Raw genomic sequence first — 1,383 nt, forward strand, 5'->3', positions numbered from 1 at the left:
TGCTCCAGCTGCATGGCGAGGGCGCGGAGCCGCGCGTCCATCTCGGCGTGCGCGGCGGCGGCCTCGGCGATGCGCGCCCGCTCCTCGTCGACGTCCGCGGGCACCCGCGTGGCCTCCTCGAGCGGCAGCGCGTCGGCCTCCGCCTCGGCGAGCCGACGGGCCCGGCGGCGCGAGGCGAGGATGCCGAAGGCGCCCACCCCGATCTGGAACGCGCCGAGCCAGCCCGACGCGTCGTTCACGGGCGCGAGCATGTGCCACGCGCCGAGCGCGATCCAGCCGATGTTGACCCACATGGGCCATGCGAACCCGGACGCGCCGCGCGCACCCGAGCCCTCTCGCGGCTGATCCCCGCCGCGTCCCTCGTCGCTCATGCCGTTCCTCCGTGCCGACCCGCCTGTGGATGCGAGTGTGTCACGGCAGGTGGGGAGTGGCCTGGAGCCAGACGAACGTCCGCGGGCTCAGCACGATGCCCTTCGTCAGGCGGAGCCGCTCGTCGCGCACCAGGTCGACGGCCTCCTCGGCGAAGCCGCCGAGCGTCTCGGCGGAGACCGTCGCGGCCTCGTCGCCCAGGTTGGCGAGCACGAGGACGGTGCCGTCCTCGTGCGGGCGCTGGTAGCCGAGGACGTGCGGGTCGTTCGCGTCGAAGCCGACGACCCGCGTGCCGCCGAGCGCGGGGGTCGCCCGCCGGACGGCGACCAGGCGCCGGATCCCGGCGTGGATGACGCCCGTGCTGGTGGTGCGGTCGTCGCGCTGGTCGTAGCGCTCGAACGGGTAGAGCGGGCGGTTGACCCACCTGCTGTCGTCGGCGTGCGCGGGCACGTCGTCGTAGCCGTAGTCGTTCAGCTGCCCGACCTCGTCGCCGAGCACGAGGAGCGGCAGCCCGCCGGTGCTGAGGGCGATGGAGTGGGCGAGGAGGATGCGCTCCACGGCGCCCGGGTCGTCCTGCTCCAGGCCCGCGAGGGACGCCGTGGTGCCGGCGACCGCGCCGCCGGGGTGCCCGACGCCGCGTGCATGGCTGCCGGGGAAGCGGCCCACGTGGTACTCGGCGAGGAAGCGGCGGTGCTCCTCGGGGTCGATGCCGAGGGCGCGCGCGTCCTCGTCGTCGAAGGACCAGCGGAGGGCGTCGTGGCTGCGGACGCGCGTGATCCACGCGGATCCGGCGGGGGCGTCGGCCCGGCGCCCGAGGGCGCGGGAGAGCAGGGACGCGGAGCGGGTGGCGAGCGCCTCCCACACGAGCGCGGTCAGGGCCGGGTCGTCGGCGAGGCGCACGGCGTCCCCGTCGAGGAGCTGGGCGCCCGCGCGCGGGTCGGCGTCCGCGGCGACGGCCAGCGCGAGGGCGGGGGCCGTGCGGCGGGCGAGGCGGGCGGCCCGGGGGGCCCCCCC

General features: G+C 77.1%; 2 protein-coding genes. Both read right to left on the minus strand.

Going from position 1 to position 1,383, the window contains the following annotated elements; all coding sequences use genetic code 11:
• Window positions 1-371, minus strand: a 371-nt coding sequence (locus Q6969_RS15665; protein WP_317231269.1) for a hypothetical protein, incomplete at its 3' end; no start/stop codon positions are given.
• A 40-nt stretch (window positions 372-411) separates the two neighbouring features.
• Window positions 412-1,383 (minus strand): DUF3459 domain-containing protein (locus Q6969_RS15670; RefSeq protein WP_317231270.1); only part of this gene is annotated, 972 nt, incomplete at its 5' end.

The sequence above is a fragment of the Clavibacter sp. MX14-G9D genome, from assembly GCF_032917815.1.
Lineage (GTDB): Bacteria > Actinomycetota > Actinomycetes > Actinomycetales > Microbacteriaceae > Clavibacter > Clavibacter michiganensis_K.